Origin of the sequence: Klebsiella pneumoniae complex sp. WS1778 (assembly GCF_049472055.1) — a bacterium.
Classification (GTDB): Bacteria; Pseudomonadota; Gammaproteobacteria; order Enterobacterales; family Enterobacteriaceae; genus Klebsiella; species Klebsiella quasipneumoniae.
Genome location: NZ_JBKGTJ010000004.1, coordinates 154601 through 174590 on the forward strand (window position 1 = coordinate 154601; position 19990 = coordinate 174590).

Below are 19990 nucleotides of genomic sequence, written 5' to 3' on the forward strand. Positions count from 1 at the left end.
TAGCACCATAACGATACCTATTGATGAAAAGACAGGAGGATACAATGCGGAACAATATTCTGGTGGCATCCGCACTGGCAGCGACGGCAATCATGTTCGTGGCCGGCTGCTCATCGAATCAGTCGATCAAAACCACCGACGGCAAGACCATTGTCACCAGCGGTAAACCGCAGGTGGATGATGATACCGGTCTGGTCTCTTACAAAAATGCCGAAACCGGACGCGTGGAGCAGATTAACCGCGATCAGGTGAAATCTATGGATGAGCTGGATAATTAAGGCCTGACGTTTGCCATTCAGGCGCGCGTTGTGTCCACCACCGCGACATAAATCACAGTTATCATTGTAAGCGGTTCATTTAACTGTCTACACTCTTGCTGATTACGACAAGAGCTAACGCAGGCCAATCAATGATTCTGATAATTTATGCGCATCCTTATCCGCAGCATTCGCATGCGAATAAGCGAATGCTTGAACAAGCAGGGACGCTTGAAGGCGTAGAGATACGCTCCCTCTATCAACTCTATCCCGACTTTAATATCGATGTCGCCGCCGAGCAGGCGGCGCTCGCCCGTGCCGATCTGGTTATCTGGCAGCACCCGATGCAGTGGTATAGCGTGCCGCCGCTGCTGAAGCTGTGGATGGACAAAGTGCTGTCGCACGGCTGGGCCTATGGCCATAACGGTATTGCGCTGCGCGGTAAATCGCTGATGTGGGCGGTGACCACCGGCGGCGGTGAAAGCCACTTTGATATCGGTTCGTTTCCCGGTTTCCCGGTGCTGGCGCAGCCGCTGCAGGCCACGGCGCTCTACTGCGGGATGAAATGGCTGCCGCCGTTCGCCATGCACTGCACCTTTATCTGCGATGACGAAACGCTGCAGGCGCAGGCCCGCCATTATCGTCAACGCTTAATCGACTGGCAGGAGGCACATCAAAATGGATAGCCATACGCTGATACAGGCGCTGATTTACCTGGGCGCCGCGGCGCTGATTGTGCCCATCGCCGTCCGCCTTGGGCTTGGGTCGGTGCTGGGCTATCTCATCGCCGGCTGTATTATTGGGCCGTGGGGGCTGCGGCTGGTGACCGACGCCGAGGCGATTCTGCACTTTGCCGAGATTGGCGTGGTGCTGATGCTGTTCGTCATTGGTCTGGAGCTGGATCCGCAGCGTCTGTGGAAGCTGCGCGCTTCGGTGTTTGGCGGCGGTGCGCTGCAGATGGTGGCCTGTGGGGTATTGATCGGCCTCTTCTGCATGCTGCTGGGGTTGCGTTGGCAGGTGGCCGAGCTGATCGGTATGACCCTGGCGCTCTCCTCAACCGCGATCGCCATGCAGGCGATGAATGAGCGCAATCTGACGGTATCGCAGATGGGGCGCAGCGCCTTCGCGGTGCTGCTGTTCCAGGATATCGCGGCGATCCCGCTGGTGGCGATGATCCCGCTGCTGGCGGCCAGCGGCGGCGCCACTTCGCTGATGGCTTTTGCCCTTTCCGCGCTGAAGGTGGCCGCGGCGCTGGCGCTGGTGGTGGTGCTGGGGCGCTATCTGACCCGTCCGCTGCTGCGCTTTGTCGCCCGTTCCGGTCTGCGCGAAGTATTCAGCGCCGTGGCCCTGTTCCTGGTCTTCGGCTTTGGGCTGTTGCTGGAGGAGGTGGGGCTGTCGATGGCGATGGGGGCGTTTCTCGCCGGGGTGTTGCTGGCCAGCTCCGAGTATCGCCATGCGCTGGAAAGCGATATTGAGCCGTTTAAAGGCCTGCTGCTGGGGCTGTTTTTTATTGGCGTCGGGATGTCGATTGATTTCGGCACCCTGGTCACCCATCCGCTGCGTATCGTGATTTTGCTGGTGGGTTTCCTGGCGATAAAAATGCTGATGCTGTGGCTTATCGCCAGGCCGCTTGGCGTGCCTCGCGCTCAGCGCCGTTGGTTTGCGGTGCTGCTGGGGCAGGGGAGTGAATTCGCGTTTGTGGTCTTTGGCGCCGCGCGGATGGCGGAGGTGCTGGACGGCGAATGGGCAAAGGCGCTGACCCTGGCGGTGGCGCTGTCGATGGCGGCAACCCCCATTCTGCTGGTGCTGTTGACCCGTCTGGAGAAATCGTCCAGCGGCCAGGCGCGGGATGCGGACGAGATTGATGAAGAGCAGCCGCGGGTGATTGTCGCCGGCTTTGGCCGCTTCGGGCAGATCGCCGGGCGACTCCTGCTCTCCAGCGGGGTGAAGATGGTGATCCTCGATCACGACCCGGACCATGTCGATACCCTGCGCAAATTTGATATGAAGGTCTTCTACGGCGATGCCACCCGGGTCGATCTGCTGGAGTCGGCCGGCGCCGAAAAGGCGGAGGTACTGATCAATGCCATTGACGATCCGCATGTCAGCCTGGAGCTGGTGGCGAGGGTAAAAGAGCATTTTCCGCATCTGCAGATTATCTCCCGCGCCCGCGATGTCGATCACTATATCCAGCTGCGTCAGGCTGGCGTTGATGCCCCGGAGCGTGAAACCTTCGAGGCGGCGCTGAAATCCGGCCGAATGACGCTGGAGGCGCTGGGGCTAGGCGCGTATGAAGCGCGCGAGCGGGCCGATTTGTTCCGTCGTTTCAACCTGCAGATGGTCGAAGAGATGGTGGCGATGGCGGAAAACGACGCGGCGTCGCGGGTGGCGGTCTTCAAGCGGACCAGCGATATGCTGACCGGCATCATCAACGAAGATCGTCATCATCTGTCGCTGGTGCAGCGTCACGGTTGGCAGGGGACGGAAGAGGGCAGGCACACCGGCGATATCGCCGATGAGCCGGAAAATAAGCCCTCCGCCTGACGCTAATCAGTAACATTCTGTTTTCGTTTGGATCCTGTTCTGGCGGCCCACGGTGTGAACGTGGGCTTGCCAGCAAATCAGAAAATTTTCTTATTCTTTACCCTCCGGCCAGTCGACGAAGTTGTACGCTTTCCGTATAGTGGCGACAATTTTTTGTACTCAGGAATGAATGAATGATCAGTCTGATTGCGGCGTTAGCGGTAGATCGCGTCATTGGTATGGAAAACGCCATGCCATGGAACCTGCCTGCCGATCTCGCCTGGTTCAAACGCAACACATTAAATAAGCCGGTAGTGATGGGGCGTCTGACCTGGGAATCCATTGGGCGCCCGTTGCCGGGGCGTAAAAATATCGTGATCAGCAGCAAGCCAGGCAGCGACGATCGCGTGCAGTGGGTCTCCTCCGTTGACGAAGCGATTGCCGCCTGCGGCGATGTGGAAGAGATCATGGTGATTGGCGGCGGTCGGGTGTATGAGCAGTTCCTGCCAAAGGCGCAGAAGCTCTATCTGACCCATATCGATGCGGAAGTGGAAGGCGATACCCATTTCCCGGATTACGATCCGGACCAGTGGGAATCGGTGTTCAGCGAGTTTCATGACGCCGACGCGCAGAACTCCCACAGCTACTGCTTTGAGATCCTCGAACGCCGTTAAGCGGGAAGGATAGCAATGAAAAAACCCCGGTCGCGTCTGGCGTGACCGGGGTTTTCTTTGCCGTGAATTCAGCGTGGATGACGCTGCTACTATTTTTTCTGCGCCATGTTTCCCGTCGCGGGCTTCGTCTTTCGGGAGCGCTGCTAGGGCGACAAATCGCAAGGAAATGTAGCCCGGATAAGGCGCAACGCGCCGCCATCCGGGAAAACTCAGGACGCGACGGCTTCGCCTTCGTCGAGGCTTTTCTGCCGGTTCGACGGCTGGGTAAAGTACTGCTTATCCTCCCAGCGCAGGCAGGTGAGTTCACCGCCCCAGCAGCAGCCGGTATCCAGCGCGTAAATGCCCTCCGGCGTACCGCGTCCCTCCAGCGACGCCCAGTGGCCAAAGGCAATGCTGTAGGCACTGCTGACCGGACCAGGAATGGCAAACCACGGCTTCAGCGGCGCCGGGGCGTCCTCGGGCGCTTCTTTCGAGTACATATCCAGCTGGCCGTTCGGGAAGCAGTAGCGCATGCGGGTAAAAGCGTTAGAGATAAAGCGCAGGCGCGCCAGGCCGCTCAGCTCGTTGCTCCAGTGATTCGGCATGTCGCCGTACATGGCATCAAGGAAGAAAGGGTAGGAGTCGCTGGAGAGCACCGCTTCAACATCGCGCGCGCACTGCTGGGCGGTCTCCAGATCCCACTGCGGCGTGATGCCGGCGTGGGCCATCACCAGCTTTTTCTCTTCGTCCACCTGGAGCAGCGGCTGACGACGCAGCCAGTTAAGCAGCTCATCGGCATCCGGCGCTTCCAGCAGTGATTTCAGACGATCCTTCGGCTTGTTGCGGCTGATGCCGGCGAAGACCGCCAGCAAGTGTAAATCGTGATTGCCCAGCACCAGTCGCACGCTGTCGCCCAGAGATTTGACATAGCGCAGAACCTCCAGCGACCCCGGGCCACGGGCTACCAGATCGCCGGTCAGCCACAGCGTATCGCTCCGCGGGTCGAATTCAACCTGCGCTAATAATGCGATCAGTTCATCGTAGCAACCGTGAACGTCGCCAATAAGGTATGTTGACATTGTTTTAATGAATGAGCGTTGGAACTGCGAGACGGAAAACAGGGATCTCGATACGGAACGGCGCGCCGTCGATATCGATCATCTCATAATGACCCTGCATGGTTCCCAGCGGCGTTTCAATGACCGCGCCGCTGGTATATTGATATTCACCGCCGGCGGGAATATGCGGTTGCTCGCCGACCACCCCTTCACCCTGAACTTCAGTCTCACGACCGTGGCCGTTAGTGATGAGCCAGTAGCGGCCAAGCAGCTGAACCTGACTCCGCCCCAGATTGCGAATGGTGACGGTATAAGCGAAGACGTAGCGCTCTTCTTCCGGAGAAGATTGCGATTCGATATAGACGCTTTGCACCTGGACGCAAACACGAGGCGAATTGATCATGGTTAGCTCTCCTTCGATGGCAGATTGTCAGACAGCCAGTTGGCCATCTGGCAGTACTGCGCCACGGAAATATTTTCTGCACGCATGGCCGGGTCAATGCCCAGCTCGGTCAGCACTTCCACACTAAACAGGTTGCCGAGACTGTTGCGGATGGTCTTGCGGCGCTGGTTGAACGCTTCGGTGGTGATGCGGCTCAGTACCCGGATCTCTTTGACCGGATACGGCATCGTGCTGTGCGGCACCAGACGGACCACCGCGGAATCGACCTTAGGCGGCGGGGTGAACGCGCTCGGCGGCACTTCGAGTACCGGGATCACCTGGCAATAATATTGCGCCATCACGCTTAACCGACCATACGCCTTACTGTTCGGTCCGGCAACCAGACGATTCACCACTTCCTTCTGCAGCATAAAGTGCATATCGGCAATGGCATCAGTATAGCTGAACAGATGGAACATCAGCGGGGTCGAAATATTGTACGGCAGGTTGCCGAAGACGCGCAGCGGCTGACCCATTTTCTCCGCCAGTTCGCCGAAGTTCATGGTCATCGCATCCTGCTGATAGATGGTCAGCTTCGGCCCGAGGAACGGATGCGTCTGCAGGCGTGCCGCCAGATCGCGGTCCAGCTCAATGACGGTCAACTGGTCAAGGCGTTCGCCGACCGGCTCGGTCAGCGCGGCGAGACCGGGGCCGATTTCAACCATCGCCTGGCCTTTCTGCGGATTAATCGCCGAGACGATGCTGTCGATCACAAACTGATCGTTGAGGAAGTTCTGCCCGAAGCGTTTACGGGCTAAATGGCCCTGATGGACTCGATTATTCATTGGGTATTAACAATCATTTTGATGGCGAGATTAAGCGCCGTGATAAAACTGCCGACGTCCGCTGTTCCCTGGCCCGCTAATTCCAGTGCGGTGCCGTGGTCGACGGAGGTACGAATAAAAGGTAAACCGAGCGTAATGTTCACGCCGCGGCCAAAGCCCTGGTATTTTAGCACGGGCAGGCCCTGATCGTGGTACATCGCGAGTACCGCATCGGCATGGTCAAGGTATTTGGGCTGGAAAAGGGTGTCAGCTGGCAGCGGACCGCTGAGGTTCATCCCCTTCCCGCGCATCTCTTCCAGCACCGGAATGATGGTGTCTATCTCTTCCGTTCCCATATGACCGCCTTCGCCAGCATGCGGGTTAAGCCCGCAAACCAGCACGTGCGGCTGGGCAATACCAAATTTCGTGCGCAGGTCGTGATCGAGAATCGTGATGATCTCGCGCAGCAGGTCGGGCGTTATCGCCTCGCTGATGGCTTTCAACGGCAGATGGGTCGTCACCAGCGCCACCCGCAGCTCCTCGGTCGCCAGCATCATCACCACTTTGCTGGCCTGCGCGCGCTCTTCGAAGAACTCGGTATGACCGGTGAAGGCGATGCCGGCGTCGTTGATGTTGCCTTTGTGCACCGGGCCGGTCACTAACGCCGCGAATTCGCCGCTCAGGCAGCCGTCGCAGGCGCGCGCCAGCGTCTCGACCACGTAGGCGCCGTTCTGTACGTTCAGCACGCCGGGCTCCGCCGGGACGCTCAGCGGGACGTTAAGCAGCGTCAACGTACCGGCACGCTGCGGAACGGGCGGTTGCGCAGGATCGTATGGCAGGAGAGATAAAGGAAGACCGAGCCTTTGGGCTCGGTCAGTTAACAGGGCGCCGTCGGCGCAGATCACCAGCTCAACTGGCCAGTCGCGCTGGGCAAGCTGCACGACCAGGTCAGGGCCAATCCCGGCGGGTTCGCCGGGAGTGATAACAACTTTATGGGTTTCAGGCATCGATATTAGTTGCTCAGAATTTTAACATACGCACTGGCGCGCTGTTCCTGCATCCAGGTTGCCGCTTCTTCAGAGAATTTGCGGTTCATCAGCATACGGTAAGCACGATCTTTCTGCGCGGCGTCGGTTCTGTCGACCTGACGGCTATCCAGCAGTTCGATCAGGTGCCAGCCGAAGGAGGAGTGCACCGGTCCGCTGGTCTGCCCTTTGTTCAGACGCATCAGCGCATCGCGGAACGCCGGGTCGAAGATATCCGGCGTGGCCCAGCCTAAATCACCGCCCTGGTTCGCCGAGCCCGGATCTTCAGAATACGCTTTCGCCGCTTTAGCGAAGGTGGTTTTCCCGCTCTTAATGTCGGCGGCAATTTGCTCCAGCTTCGCCTGAGCCTGCGCATCGTTCATGATTGGCGATGGCTTCAGCAGAATATGACGGGCATGCACTTCAGTGACGGAGATGTTCTGGGTCCCGCCGCGCAGATCGTTCACTTTCAGAATGTGGAAGCCGACGCCGGAACGGATCGGACCGACGATATCCCCTTTCTTCGCGGTGCTTAACGCCTGAGCGAAAATGCCCGGCAGCTCCTGGATACGACCCCAGCCCATCTGGCCGCCCTTCAGCGCCTGCTGGTCGGCGGAGTAGGTGATCGCCAGTTTACCGAAGTTGGCGCCGTTGCGCGCTTGCTCAACGATAGCATTCGCTTGCTCCTGGGCCGCGGCGACTTGATCGGAGGTCGGGTTCTCCGGCAGCGGGATCAGGATGTGGCTCAGGTTGAGCTCGGTGCTGGCGTCGTTCTGGTCGCCGATCTGTTTGGCCAGCGCTTCCACTTCCTGCGGCAGCACGGTGATGCGACGACGCACTTCATTGTTACGCACTTCCGAAATCAGCATCTCTTTACGGATCTGGTTACGGTAGGTGTTGTAGTTGATGCCTTCATAGGCCAGACGGCTGCGCATCTGATCCATGGTCATGTTGTTTTGTTTAGCGATGTTGGCGATGGCCTGATCGAGCTGGTCGTCAGAGACCTTCACGCCCATCTTCTGCCCCATCTGTAACACGATCTGGTCCATGATCAGTCTTTCGAGGATCTGATGGCGCAGGGTCGCGTCATCCGGCAGCTGTTGGCCAGCCTGACCAGCATTGAGCTTAACCGATTGCATCAAACCATCGACGTCGCTTTCCAGCACGACGCCATTATTGACGACGGCCGCTACTTTATCGACCACCTGGGGGGCAGCGAAACTGGTATTCGCGATCATGGCGATACCGAGAAGCAGCGTTTTCCAGTTCTTCATACTTTTTCCATTTCGATTAACCGCAAATGCGGATGATGTTGTAAACCAGCCGCATCACAGGGAGCTCTGGTACGGTAAAATGTTCGAACGCAGCATCTGCTGGGTGCCGAGGCCGTAGTTAGAGCTCAGACCGCGCAATTCGATATTGATTCCGAAGGTGTTGTCGTATTTGCTCTCGCCGCCGTTGTTGTTGCTATCCCAGCCGTTGACTTTGCGTTCGTAGCCAAGACGGATGGCGTAGCAGCAGGAGTTATACTGGACACCCAACATCTGGTTTGCTGCTTTCCGGGTATTGGTATCGTAGTAGTAGGCACCGACCACGGACCAGCGATCGACGATCGGCCAGCTGGCGGTCATCCCCACCTGCGAGATACCTTCTTTATATTGCGCCGCGGTGGAATATGACGGCAGTGTGGCCTGAATATATTCCGGGCTGGCGTAACGATAGTTAAGCTGGACTAAGCGGTTTTCATCGCGACGGTATTCAATGGTGCCGTTACCGGTTGCGACGTTATCCAGACGCGTATCGTACTGGATCCCGCCGCGCAGACCCCAGTTATCGGCAATGCGCCAGTAGGTGTCGCCGGCCCATACCAGTGAACCCGTGGTGTCGTTGTTCTCCCAGTTGATGTTGTCATCACCGGTGCGTGACTCGGTGAAATAGTAGATTTGACCAACGGAAATATTAAAACGTTCCACCGCGGCGGCGTCGTACACGCGCGAGGTGATACCGGTAGTGACCTGATTGGCCGACGCGATGCGGTCGAGACCGCTATAGGTACGGTCGCGGAACAGGCCGGAGTAGTCTGACTGCAACAGCGTGGAGTCATAGCTGCCGATTTCACTCTGATCGCGGTACGGCACATACAGATACTGCATGCGTGGTTCCAGCGTTTGGGTGAATCCCTCCTGAAGGTCGCGCTCGAAGACCATTTTGCCGTCGACTTTAAACTGCGGCATCACACGGCTAACGGACTCTTTGTAGTCCGTGCCGTTGGCGGCGTTGTACTTATCGAGGTTGCTCTGCTGGTAGTGGGTCGCCAGCAGCTTGGCTTCGGTATTCAGACTGCCCCAGCCGTTCGACAGCGGCAGGTTGATCGTCGGCTCGAAGTGAACGCGGGTCGCTTCCGGCATGTTGTTATTCGAGTTAACAAAATGGGCGACCTGGCCGTACAGATGGGTATCGAACGGACCGACATCGTTCTGGTAGTAGTTAATGTCGAGCTGCGGCTCAGCCGAGTAGGAGTTGCTCGACTCTCGATCGAAGACCTGGAACTGCTTGGTTGAGAGCGTGGCGTCAAAGTTCTGATTGACATACCCGGCGCTGAATTTCTGCGTCGCATAGCCGTCGGTACTGGAACCATACTTCGAGCTGAAATCGTTGAAGTAGTCAGGATCGCTGACCTTGGTGTAGTCAGCGTTCAGACGCCACACTTGATCGATAACCCCGGAGTGGTTCCAGTAGAACAGCCAGCGGCGGCTGTTGCTGTCGCTGGAGTGGTCATCTTCGTAGACTTTATCCGACGGCAGGTAGTCGAACTCCGTTAAGCCGCTGCCGAGCTGGGTCAGGTAGCGGAATTCGTTTTCCCACATCACGCCGCCGCGCTTGTTCATATAGTGCGGGGTGATGGTGGCATCGAAGTTTGGCGCGATGTTCCAGTAGTACGGCAGGGAGAATTCCACGCCGTTTTTGGTGCTGTATTTCGCGTTCGGGATCAGGAAGCCTGAACGACGCTTATCGCCCACCGGCAGCTGCAGGTAGGGGCTGTAGAAAATCGGCACGGAGCCAAGCTTGAAGCGAGCGTTCCAGATCTCGGCGACCTGCTCTTCGCGATCGTGGATAACTTCGCTGCCCACGACGCTCCAGGTGTCGGAGCCCGGCAGACAGGAGGTAAAGCTGCCGTTTTCCAGAATGGTATAGCGGTTTTCACCGCGCTGTTTCATCAGGTCAGCAGTACCGCGTCCCTGGCGTCCGACCATCTGATAATCGCCCTGCCAGACGTTGGTATCTTTGGTATTCAGATTCGACCAGGCTTTTGGTCCTTTGAGGATCACCTGGTTATCGTCGTAATGCACGTTGCCCAGCGCGTCCACCGTGCGCACCGGCTGCGCCTGGCCCGCGGCCTGCTGCTGATGCAGCTGAACTTCGTCGGCGCGGAGGCGGCTATTCCCCTGGTTGATATCGACGTTGCCGGTAAAGACGGCGTTGTCCGGGTAATTGCCCTTCGCACGATCGGCGTTAATCGTCACCGGCAGATCGCCAGGCCGCCCTTCCACGAGCGGACGATCAAAGCTTGGCACGCCAAGCATACATTGCGTTGCGAGATCGGCAGCGAGGCCTTGTTGGCTATACAAGGCGCTGGCAATCATCGTAGCCAGGAGGCTGGGAATACGTTTTTTCATACGTTGTATTTATTGTTCCATCATCTTGTGGCAGCGGCTTGCAAACGGTCAGAGCCTAACTTACTCAACTTTATCACGCTAGTGTTAATCCTGCCCGTTTCGAGCCCGAGCGTTAGGCACCCTGTTGAATGACGAGTATGATAAAGCAAATTATAGGCTATGTCCCACAATTGACCGAGGCGCGAGTGCCGGGTAACGTGCGGTCATATTCGTGCTTAACGGCGACAAACAGTTGGGGAGTCTATGCAGTATTTGGGTAAAGTGATTGGCGTGGCAGTAGCTTTGCTGATGGGCGGTGGGTTCTGGGGCGTGGTGCTCGGCTTCCTGGTCGGCCATATGTTTGACCGGGCGCGCAGCCGCCGGTTGAATCTCTTCGCCAATCAGCAGGAGCGTCAGTCGCTCTTCTTTTCCACCACCTTTGAAGTGATGGGGCATCTGACCAAATCCAAGGGTCGCGTTACCGAGGCGGATATTCACGTCGCCAATGTGCTGATGGATCGCATGAATCTGCACGGCGCTTCGCGTACCGCGGCGCAGCAGGCGTTTCGCGACGGCAAAGCCGACAATTATCCGCTGCGCGAGAAGATGCGCCAGCTGCGCAGCGTCTGCTTTGGCCGCTTCGATCTGATTCGGATGTTTCTGGAAATTCAGCTGCAGGCGGCGTTCGCTGACGGCGAACTGCACCCTAACGAACGTGAAGTGCTGTTCGTCATCGCCGATGAGCTTGGCATCTCTCGCGCCCAGTTCGATCAATTCCTGCGAATGATGCAGGGCGGCGCCCAGTTTGGCGGCGGTTCGCAGCAGCAATCTTATGGTCAGCACGGCGGCAACGCCGGCTGGCAGCAGGCGCAGCGCGGGCCAACGCTGGAGGACGCCTGCAACGTGCTGGGGGTGAAACCGACTGACGACGCGGCGACGGTGAAGCGCGCCTATCGTAAGCTGATGAACGAGCACCATCCGGACAAGCTGGTGGCGAAAGGGCTGCCGCCGGAGATGATGGAGATGGCCAAACAGAAAGCCCAGGAGATCCAGAAGGCCTGGGAGCTGATCAAAGAACAGCGCGGCTTCTGAGTTTTTCAGCCCCTCGCCCGGCGAGAGGGGTTAGCGTTTGGCCTGTGCGCGGCGATACAGCCGCCGCGGATGGCCGATTTTTCCATACAGCATCTCCACCTCCAGAAACCCGGTCTCAACGCCGTGTTCAAGATAGCGGCGGGCGGTGGTTTTGCTGAGTCCGGCGGCGCTGACCACCTCATCAACGGAAAAGCAGTGCGCTTCCCGGCCGCTAAACAGACCCTGCACCAGCGCCAGCGTCTTCTCTTCAATCCCCTTGCTGCCACTATCTACGCGATAGTTCTTCGCCTGCAGTTGATAGAGGGAATCGACGTTCTGCTGATCGACGATTTTCCACTCCCGCTGCTGATCGTAGAACTGGATAAAACGCTCCAGCGACTGACTCAGCCGCTTCCATGATACCGGCTTAAGAATATAGTCGAAGGCGCCGTTGCGGATAGCCTGGCTGCAGGTTTCCATATCGCTGGCGGCGGTGATAAAGATCACCGAGCATTGGCTGGTCGCCAGCGCCGGATCGGTCATCAGCGTCACCCCTTTGCCGTCCGGCAAATAGTTATCCAGCAGTACCAGCTGCGGCGGGGTGGCGTGGAGCAACTGGCGGGCCTGGGCGAGGGAGGCCGCCATGCCCGCCAGCCGCAGGCGCGGGTGTTTCTGCACAAGCTCGGCGTGCAGGCGCGCCAGCTCGCTCTCATCTTCAATGATTAGCACATCGACCAGGTCATGATGCATCGTGGGCCTCCGGGTGCGGACGGGCAGGTGCGTCGGCCGGGATAAACAGGGTGAAGATCGTTCCCCGCGGCGCATTATCGGCGACTTCGATGGTGCCGCCCGCCTGAGTGACATAATGTTCAATAAGATACAGACCAATGCCGTGATCGCCACGGGTTTTGGTGGTGACGCCGCGTTCAAAAATGCGCTCGCGGATATCGGGGCGGATGCCGACGCCGCGGTCGGCCACTTCGATAATCAGCTCCCGGGCGTTGAGCTGGATCAGGACTTCCACCGGCTCATGCGGAAGCTCGGCGCGCTGCGTGGCTTCGATGGCGTTATCCAGCAGGTTGCCGATGATGGAGATCAGCTCGGATTCCATCAGCGACGGCAGGGGACGGTCGATGCGGCAGGCCGGGTCGAAGCTCAGCGCCACGCCTTTTTCGCGGGCGCGGGTGGCTTTGCCGAGCAGCAGACCGCATAGCGTCGGCGAGTGGAAGTGTGAGGAGATAAAGTCCAATAGCTCCTGAGCATGTTCCGACTGGGCCTGAATATAGCGGATCGCTTCGTCATAATGGCCCATATGCAGCAGGCCGGAGAGGGTAGTCATCCGGTTGAGCTGCTCGTGGCGCATGATGCGTAGATTGTCGACATAGCGCTTCACCTGGCTCAGCTGGGCGGTGAGGGCATTGATTTCATTGCGGTCACGGAATGTGATCACCCAGCCCTGCAGGGTATTCTCCAGCATAATGCGCACCCGACTGGCGAGCACGGTCAACTGGTTGAAGCGGCACAGCTCATCGTGGGTGTCGCGCTCAAGCATGTCGCCGCTGGCGAAAAAGGGCTGCGGGGAAATCACGCTGTCAATCGACTGACCGCGCAGCTGACTGGCGGGCTGGCTGAGTCCCAGCAGGCTGCGGGCGGCATGGTTTATCACCTCAATGCGCCGCAGGCGATCGATGACGATCACCCCCTCAAAGATCGACTCCATCATCGCCTTTTGCTGTCGCACCAGCAGGCCTATCTCCCGCGGCTCGAGCGAAAAAATCTGCTTTTTGATGCTGCGGGTAAAGTACCAGGAGAAGATAAACAGGGCGATGAGCAGCAGAACGGCGGCGATAAAAATATTGATCACTTTGGTCAGGGTAATGCTGTCGAGATAGCTGGTGAGGTAGCCGACGGAGACAATGCCGATCACCCGTCCCTCGTCATCGACGATCGGCGTTTTGCTGCGCAGCGAGACCCCAAGTCCGCCTTTGCGAATGGTGGTAATGGATTTTCCCTCCAGTACCGCCTGGTTGTCGCCGCCAACCAGCCGCGTGCCGACCCACTCCGGATGGACCGAATGAAACAGATGCACCCCCTGGCGGTCGCCGATGACGATAAAGCTGGCGTCACTATGGGCGGCGATTTGCTGCATAAACGCCTGAATCGCCTGTGGGTCATGCCGGCTGACCTGCTGACGTAAATTTGGCATCAGGGCTATCTCTTCGGCCTGAATTTTGGCCCGGGCGCTCATTTCCTGATAAAGCTGGCGGCTGGCATCAAAGTAATAATAAATACCCAGCGCGATAAAGAGGACTGAGAAAAAAGCGACCAGCGAAATAAACAGCTTATATTGAAAAGATAATTTCATAGGTCCCGGACGACGTATTCACCATACCGGCACTCTATCATTTTTCTGTCACGTGACGTAAATGTTAAAGGAAAGTTGTGATCAGTGGCGCAGGCGCGGGCTGCCGCCAGCAGTTGCGGTGGATATAAGGCGTGATGGGAAATAAAAACCATAAAAACCACGATAATAAATCAGAGATATATCACCCCTGCGCGGATCCGCGAATAGAAACCATAAAAACCATAGTGACCATTAAAACTTCTTTTTTAATTCGGGGAGCTTCACATTAACGACGCCGCTGTCCCTTTACGCTGAAAATGAATAATAACGACAGGGCTGAATTTATGAGCACGACAGACAATGCATTCTCTGCAACCCTTGAACCGATCAATACGCCGAAAGCCACGCTCAGGCAGCGCTGGTGGCACATCATGGATAACTGGAAGGTAGGGATCGTCCCGCTGCCGCTGTTTTTGCTGGCCGGGGGGCTGATTGCCCTCGATTGCCTTGGCGGTAAACTGCCGAGCGATATCGTGGTGATGGTGGCCACTCTGGCTTTCTTTGGCTTCGCCTGCGGCGAGTTTGGTAAACGCCTGCCGGTGCTGGGGAAACTCGGCGCGGCGGCGATCTGCGCCACTTTTATTCCTTCCGCGCTGGTCCATTACGGCCTGCTGCCAGACGTGGTCGTGGAATCCACCACCAAATTCTATAAATCCACCAACATCCTCTATCTCTATATCTGCTGCATTATCGTCGGCAGCATCATGAGTATGAACCGCACCACCTTGATTCAGGGCTTCCTGAAGATCTTCTTCCCAATGCTGTGCGGCGAGGTGGTCGGCATGCTGGTGGGCATCGGCGTTGGCACGCTGCTGGGCATGGAGCCGTTTCAGGTGTTCTTCTTTATCGTGCTGCCGATCATGGCCGGCGGCGTGGGGGAAGGGGCGATCCCGCTGTCGATGGGCTATGCCGCGCTGATGCATATGGAGCAGGGGGTGGCCCTGGGCCGGGTGTTGCCGATGGTGATGCTCGGCAGCCTGACGGCGATCGTCATCTCCGGCTGCCTCAACCAGCTCGGCAAGCGCTTCCCGCATCTGACCGGCGAAGGGCAACTGATGCCGAACCGCAGCCATGAAACCCGCAGCCTCGGCGAGAGTGAAGGCATGAGCGGTAAAACCGACGTCGGGACGCTGGCCTCCGGCGCGCTGCTGGCGGTACTGCTGTATATGATGGGGATGCTCGGCCACAAACTGATTGGTCTGCCGGCGCCGGTGGGCATGCTGTTTCTCGCGGTGCTGTTAAAGCTGGCTAATGTGGTGTCTCCGCGCCTGCAGGAGGGATCGCAGATGGTGTATAAATTCTTCCGCACCGCGGTCACCTACCCGATCCTCTTTGCCGTTGGTGTGGCGATCACCCCGTGGCAGGAGCTGGTGAACGCCTTCACCTTCACCAATCTGCTGGTGATCGTCAGCACCGTCTCCGCGCTGGTGGCGACCGGTTTCCTGGTCGGAAAAAAGATAGGGATGCACCCGATCGATGTGGCGATTGTCTCCTGTTGCCAGAGCGGGCAGGGCGGCACCGGCGATGTGGCGATCCTGACCGCTGGTAACCGCATGAGCCTGATGCCGTTCGCGCAGATCGCTACCCGGATTGGCGGGGCGATAAATGTCTCTCTGGGGTTGCTGTTCCTCAGCCACTATCTGGCGTGATATAACGCTACGCTCAGCGATAAAACTGCTATTTTCCGCTACAGAACGCCGAAAATATCTGCGTTCTGTATCCTAAATGCTCCGCATTTAGCGTTACAATCAGCGCGCGATCGGCTATCGCAACCATCATTATGACAGTCCAGGCGCTGTCGCATTTATCATATGTAGGAGAGGAATTAATGTCAGTGGATACTCCCGCCCAGGCGGGCGTCAGCATCGACGCATTGCTGGCGGCGAAAGAGCAGCGTGCAGCCCGCCAGGCCGACTGGTTGGCCCATTATCAGCAGCCTGTTATTTCCCTGACCCTGGTAACCCCCGGGGCGGTGAAGGACAGCATTCGCTATCGCAACATGATGGGCGTAGCCCTCCAGGCCTGCGATCAGCTGCTTTGGAAGCACCGCTGGCAAACGCTGGATCGTCAGGTGCTGTGGCTGCCGACCGGGCCTGAAGCGCTGTGGTGCGTGGCGCATCCGGCCAGCGAAATCAAAGCGATGTGCAGTACGCTGGAGCAGAGCCATCCGCTGGGACGCTTGTGGGATATCGATGTGATCTGTCCGCAGAGCGGGCAGGTGGGACGCCAGTCGCTGGGCGAGTCGCAGCGCCGCTGCCTGCTGTGCGATGAGCCGGCGCACGCCTGCGCGCGTAGCCGTCGTCACGACACCGATCTCGTCGTTGCCCGCGTTGAGCAGATGATTGACGCGTGGTTTGCCCGCGATTAACGGGTTAGCATTCCCCGGCAGCAGAGCGCTGCCGGGGAGGTCCTAAAAGTCGAGCGGCGCGCGGAAGGTCATCGCGTTGCCGTAGGCGGGGTGGGTGATGGTGAGCGTCTCGGCGTGAAGCAGCAGGCGCGGGGCCATCGCCAGCGCCTCCGGCGTGGCGTAAAAGCGGTCGCCAAGGATCGGATGTCCCAGCGCCAGCATATGCACGCGCAGCTGGTGTGACCGTCCGGTAATTGGCTTCAGGCGCACGCGGGCGGTATTATCTTCCGCGTACTCCAGCACCTCATACTCGGTCTGCGCCGCTTTGCCGGTTTCATAACACACCTTCTGCTTTGGCCGGTTCGGCCAGTCGCAAATCAGCGGTAAATCCACCAGGCCCTCCGCCGGCTGCGGATGGCCCCAGACGCGGGCGATGTACTGCTTCTTCGGCTCGCGCTCGCGGAACTGGCGCTTCAGTTCGCGCTCGGCCGCCTTATTCAGCGCCACCACAATCACGCCGCTGGTGGCCATATCAAGGCGATGCACCGATTCGGCCTGCGGGAAGTCGCGCTGAATGCGCGTCATCACGCTGTCTTTATGCTCATCAAGACGACCCGGCACGGACAACAAGCCGCTCGGCTTGTTGACCACCATGATGTGCTCATCCTGATACAGGATCACCAGCCAGGGATCCTGCGGCGGATTGTAGTTTTCCATCGCCATTTCGCGTTCCGTTACTGGTGAGTGACGACGATCAGACGCAGCGCGTCCAGACGCCATCCGGCCTGTCCCAGCGCCTCCAGCACCTGCTGGCGGTTGCTTTCAATCGCCGCCAGTTCGTCGTCACGGATGTTCGGGTTGACCGCCTTCAGCGCTTCCAGACGGGAGAGCTCCGCCGTCAGCTTATCGTCGGCTTCACTACGCGCCGCGTCGATCAGCCCCTGCGCCGCCTTGGCGATCTGCGCTTCGCCCTGCTGCAGAATGGCATGAACGTCCTGCTGCACCGCGTTGACCAGCTTGCTGCCGGTGTGGCGATTGACCGCGCTCAGCTGGCGGTTGAAGCTTTCAAACTCCACCTGGCCGGCGAGGTTGTTGCCGTTTTTATCCAGCAGCATGCGAACCGGGGTCGCCGGCAGGAAGCGGTTGAGCTGCAGCTGCTTCGGCGCCTGCGCTTCGACCACGTAGATCAGCTCCAGCAGCAGAGTGCCGACCGGCAGCGCCTTGTTCTTCAGCAGGGAAATAGTACTGCTGCCGGTATCGCCGGAGAGGATCAGGTCGAGGCCGTTGCGGATCAGCGGGTGTTCCCAGGTGATGAACTGCGCGTCTTCACGGGACAGCGCCACGTCACGCTCGAAGGTGATGGTGCAACCGTCCTCCGGCAGGCCCGGGAAATCCGGCACCAGCATATGGTCGGAAGGGGTGAGGACGATCAGGTTTTCCCCGCGGTCGTCCTGGTTGATGCCGACGATATCGAACAGGTTCATCGAGAAGGCGATCAGGCTGGTGTCGTCATCCTGCTCTTCGATGCTCTCCGCCAGGGCCTGGGCTTTCTCGCCGCCGTTGGAGTGGATCTCCAGCAGACGGTCGCGGCCCTGCTCCAGCTGCGCTTTCAGAGCGTCATGCTGCTGGCGGCAGGATTTGATCAGATCGTCAAAGCCGTCGGTGGATTCCGGCGCCGCAAGGTAGTTGATCAGCTCGTTATGGACGCTGTCGTAGACGGTCCGTCCGGTCGGGCAGGTATGTTCAAAGGCGTCGAGGCCTTCGTGATACCAGCGCACCAGCACCGACTGCGCGGTCTTTTCCAGGTACGGGACGTGGATCTGGATATCGTGCGCCTGGCCGATACGGTCGAGACGGCCGATACGCTGCTCCAGCAGATCCGGGTTAAACGGCAGATCGAACATCACCAGGTTGCTGGCGAACTGGAAGTTGCGTCCTTCGGAGCCGATCTCGGAGCACAGCAGCACCTGGGCGCCGGTGTCTTCTTCAGCAAACCACGCCGCGGCGCGGTCGCGTTCGATAATCGACATCCCTTCATGGAACACGGCGGCGCGGATACCTTCGCGCTCGCGCAGCACCTGCTCCAGCTGGAGCGCGGTGGCGGCTTTGGCGCAAATCACCAGTACCTTCTGCGAGCGATGGCTGGTCAGGTAGCCCATCAGCCACTCGACGCGCGGGTCAAAGTTCCACCAGGTGCCGGTATCGCCTTCAAATTCCTGATAGATCTGCTCCGGGTAGAGCATGTCGCGCGCGCGCTCTTCCGCGGTTTTGCGGGCGCCCATGATGCCGGATACTTTGATGGCGGTCTGGTACTGGGTCGGCAGCGGCAGGCGAATGGTGTGCAGCTCGCGTTTCGGGAAACCTTTGACGCCGTTACGGGTGTTACGGAACAGCACGCGGCTGGTGCCGTGGCGGTCCATCAGCATCGAGACCAGCTCCTGGCGCGCGGCCTGAGCGTCTTCGCGATCGCTGTTGGCGGCCTGCAGCAGCGGCTCGATATCCTGCTCGCCGATTAGATCGCCGAGGGTATTGAGTTCGCTATCGCTCAGCTTGTTGCCCGCCAGCAGCAGAGCGACAGCGTCGGCCACCGGACGGTAGTTCTGCTGTTCTTCGACAAACTGCGCGAAATCGTGGAAGCGGTTCGGATCCAGCAGGCGCAGGCGCGCAAAGTGGCTCTCCATCCCCAGCTGTTCCGGCGTCGCGGTCAGCAGCAGAATGCCCGGCACGCGCTCGGCCAGCTGTTCAATGGCTTGATATTCGCGGCTCGGCGCCTCTTCGCTCCACACCAGGTGGTGCGCTTCATCGACCACCATCAGGTCCCACTCGGCGTCGCACAGGTGCTCCAGGCGCTGCTTGCTGCGGCGCACGAAGTCTAAAGAGCAGATCACCAGCTGTTCGGTTTCGAACGGGTTGTAGGCGTCATGCTGCGCTTCGGCGTAGCGCTCGTCGTCAAACAGCGAGAAGCGCAGGTTGAAGCGGCGCAGCATCTCCACCAGCCACTGGTGCTGAAGGGTTTCCGGGACCACGATCAGTACGCGCTCGGCGGCGCCGGAGAGCAGCTGCTGGTGCAGGATCATCCCGGCTTCGATGGTTTTACCTAAGCCCACTTCATCGGCCAGCAGGACGCGTGGCGCGTGACGACGGCCCACGTCGTGGGCGATGTTCAGCTGATGCGGGATCAGGCTGGTGCGCTGGCCGCGCAGGCCGCTCCACGGCATGCGGTACTGCTCGCTCTGGAACTTGCGCGCGCGGTAGCGCAGGGCAAAGCGGTCCATGCGGTCGATTTGGCCGGCGAACAGACGGTCCTGCGGCTTGCTGAACACCAGTTTGCTGTCGAGCAGCACTTCACGCAGGGTGACGTTCGCTTCCTGGGTATCGAGGCGGGTGCCGGTGTAGGACAGCAGCCCGTTCTCTTCATGCACTTTGTCAACGTGGAGCTGCCAGCCTTCGTGGCTGGTAATGGTGTCGCCCGGGTTAAACATCACGCGAGTGATCGGGGAATCGTTGCGTGAGTACAGACGGTTTTCGCCGATGGCGGGGAAAAGGAGAGTGACCATGCGCGCATCCAGCGCTACCACCGTCCCTAATCCTAGTTCGCTCTCTGTGTCGCTAATCCAGCGTTGACCAAGTGTAAAAGGCATATATGTTCGGCTCTTTAGTTCTTTAATTGCAGGCAATAGTTGATCATCTCCATGTACAACCGGAGATGCGTCAAAATTGGGGCCAGGAATGGAAAGGGCGCTATATTACTGGATGGCAGAACGTTCGTCACGTCCTCCTCACGGTTCAT

17 protein-coding genes are annotated in these 19990 nt (G+C 58.8%); 7 read left to right on the forward strand and 10 right to left on the reverse strand.

The window, feature by feature from the left end:
* Positions 1-44: 44 nt before the first annotated feature.
* From ACLEXF_RS19135 to folA, 4 genes are all read left to right on the forward strand, one after another.
* Positions 45-278 (forward strand): YgdI/YgdR family lipoprotein, encoded by a 234-nt coding sequence (locus ACLEXF_RS19135; RefSeq protein ID WP_002888059.1) that lies wholly within the window; start codon positions 45-47, stop codon positions 276-278.
* Positions 279-409: 131 nt separating this feature from the next.
* On the forward strand, positions 410-943 hold the full coding sequence (gene kefF / locus ACLEXF_RS19140; protein WP_004204269.1) for a glutathione-regulated potassium-efflux system oxidoreductase KefF: 534 nt from the start codon (positions 410-412) through the stop codon (positions 941-943).
* Complete coding sequence (gene kefC, locus ACLEXF_RS19145) at positions 936-2801, forward strand: glutathione-regulated potassium-efflux system protein KefC (RefSeq protein ID WP_004204270.1); 1866 nt, start codon at positions 936-938, stop codon at positions 2799-2801. Before kefF ends, kefC begins: the two co-directional genes overlap by 8 nt.
* Before the next feature lie 173 nt (positions 2802-2974).
* Complete coding sequence (folA, locus tag ACLEXF_RS19150; RefSeq protein ID WP_004204271.1) at positions 2975-3454, forward strand: type 3 dihydrofolate reductase; 480 nt, start codon at positions 2975-2977, stop codon at positions 3452-3454.
* 209 nt (positions 3455-3663) lie between these two features.
* Here folA and apaH read toward each other — a convergent pair whose 3' ends face one another.
* The 6 genes from apaH to lptD are packed head-to-tail and all read right to left on the reverse strand — an operon-like array spanning position 3664 to position 10399.
* Positions 3664-4512 (reverse strand): bis(5'-nucleosyl)-tetraphosphatase (symmetrical) ApaH, encoded by an 849-nt coding sequence (gene apaH, locus ACLEXF_RS19155; RefSeq protein WP_004204272.1) that lies wholly within the window; start codon positions 4510-4512, stop codon positions 3664-3666.
* 4 nt (positions 4513-4516) lie between these two features.
* A complete protein-coding gene (apaG, locus tag ACLEXF_RS19160) occupies positions 4517-4894 on the reverse strand; it encodes a Co2+/Mg2+ efflux protein ApaG (protein ID WP_004204274.1) in 378 nt (125 codons plus the stop codon).
* A gap of 2 nt (positions 4895-4896) precedes the next feature.
* The gene (gene rsmA / locus ACLEXF_RS19165) at positions 4897-5718 is read right to left on the reverse strand and encodes a 16S rRNA (adenine(1518)-N(6)/adenine(1519)-N(6))-dimethyltransferase RsmA (RefSeq protein WP_004204275.1); all 822 of its coding nucleotides are present in this window, start codon (positions 5716-5718) and stop codon (positions 4897-4899) included.
* Entirely contained in the window at positions 5715-6704 is a 990-nt protein-coding gene (gene pdxA / locus ACLEXF_RS19170; protein ID WP_048294146.1) for a 4-hydroxythreonine-4-phosphate dehydrogenase PdxA, read from the reverse strand. The genes rsmA and pdxA overlap by 4 nt, the downstream gene beginning before the upstream one ends.
* A 5-nt stretch (positions 6705-6709) precedes the next feature.
* A complete protein-coding gene (gene surA, locus ACLEXF_RS19175) occupies positions 6710-7996 on the reverse strand; it encodes a peptidylprolyl isomerase SurA (protein ID WP_004204278.1) in 1287 nt (428 codons plus the stop codon).
* Between the two features lie 54 nt (positions 7997-8050).
* The gene (gene lptD / locus ACLEXF_RS19180; RefSeq protein ID WP_407259931.1) at positions 8051-10399 is read right to left on the reverse strand and encodes an LPS assembly protein LptD; all 2349 of its coding nucleotides are present in this window, start codon (positions 10397-10399) and stop codon (positions 8051-8053) included.
* A gap of 243 nt (positions 10400-10642) precedes the next feature.
* Here lptD and djlA point away from each other — a divergent pair, with 243 nt between their 5' ends.
* Positions 10643-11470, forward strand: coding sequence for a co-chaperone DjlA (gene djlA / locus ACLEXF_RS19185; protein WP_008807470.1), 828 nt, complete (start codon positions 10643-10645; stop codon positions 11468-11470).
* Between the two features lie 30 nt (positions 11471-11500).
* Here djlA and ACLEXF_RS19190 read toward each other — a convergent pair whose 3' ends face one another.
* The gene (locus ACLEXF_RS19190) at positions 11501-12199 is read right to left on the reverse strand and encodes a response regulator (protein ID WP_004204282.1); all 699 of its coding nucleotides are present in this window, start codon (positions 12197-12199) and stop codon (positions 11501-11503) included.
* Positions 12189-13814 carry an ATP-binding protein gene (locus ACLEXF_RS19195; protein ID WP_226548882.1) on the reverse strand — a complete coding sequence of 542 codons (1626 nt, stop codon included), beginning with the start codon at positions 13812-13814 and terminating at the stop codon, positions 12189-12191. Before ACLEXF_RS19195 ends, ACLEXF_RS19190 begins: the two co-directional genes overlap by 11 nt.
* A gap of 323 nt (positions 13815-14137) precedes the next feature.
* Here ACLEXF_RS19195 and ACLEXF_RS19200 point away from each other — a divergent pair, with 323 nt between their 5' ends.
* Both ACLEXF_RS19200 and citX read left to right on the forward strand, forming a co-directional pair.
* A complete protein-coding gene (locus ACLEXF_RS19200) occupies positions 14138-15502 on the forward strand; it encodes a 2-hydroxycarboxylate transporter family protein (RefSeq protein WP_004204284.1) in 1365 nt (454 codons plus the stop codon).
* A gap of 179 nt (positions 15503-15681) precedes the next feature.
* Positions 15682-16221: a citrate lyase holo-[acyl-carrier protein] synthase gene (gene citX / locus ACLEXF_RS19205; protein WP_004204286.1), complete on the forward strand. Its 540-nt coding sequence runs from the start codon at positions 15682-15684 to the stop codon at positions 16219-16221.
* 42 nt (positions 16222-16263) lie between these two features.
* On the opposite strand, the gene rluA is transcribed toward citX, so the two are convergent.
* Together rluA and rapA are read right to left on the reverse strand one after the other, a co-directional pair.
* Positions 16264-16923, reverse strand: coding sequence for a bifunctional tRNA pseudouridine(32) synthase/23S rRNA pseudouridine(746) synthase RluA (gene rluA / locus ACLEXF_RS19210; protein WP_004204288.1), 660 nt, complete (start codon positions 16921-16923; stop codon positions 16264-16266).
* 11 nt (positions 16924-16934) lie between these two features.
* Positions 16935-19841 carry an RNA polymerase-associated protein RapA gene (gene rapA / locus ACLEXF_RS19215; RefSeq protein WP_004204289.1) on the reverse strand — a complete coding sequence of 969 codons (2907 nt, stop codon included), beginning with the start codon at positions 19839-19841 and terminating at the stop codon, positions 16935-16937.
* Positions 19842-19990: the final 149 nt, after the last annotated feature.